This window comes from Campylobacter sp. B0100352/1, assembly GCF_020135855.1.
Lineage (GTDB): Bacteria > Campylobacterota > Campylobacteria > Campylobacterales > Campylobacteraceae > Campylobacter_D > Campylobacter_D taeniopygiae.
This window is the reverse complement of the sequence record NZ_JACHTP010000125.1, coordinates 1-282: the sequence shown is the minus strand read 5'-3', so window position 1 is coordinate 282 and position 282 is coordinate 1. Positions and strand designations below refer to the sequence as shown.

General features: G+C 26.2%; 1 pseudogene. It reads left to right on the top strand.

The features are described 5' to 3' along the window. Positions 1 to 282 (top strand): annotated as a pseudogene (locus tag H2279_RS08830) (hypothetical protein); the annotation flags it as partial.

The following is a 282-nucleotide window of genomic DNA, read 5'->3' as shown; positions in this document are numbered from 1 at the left end:
CTAAACCTAGTTTTGATTGTGCTAAAGCTAGTACAAAAGTAGAAAAACTTATTTGTAGTGATAAAAGCGGAGAATTGCAAAAACTTGATAGACTATATTCTAAACTCTATTTTTCAATATTAAAAAGCATTCCAAAAGATACAAAAGAAGGAAAAGAAACAAGAAAACAAATGCAAAAATTTGCTAAAAATTTTAAAGATTATAGAGATAATATGCGTTGTTTTTTATTGGCACTAAATGATGATAAAAAAGAAGTGGAAGAATTATTTAACATAGGACGTG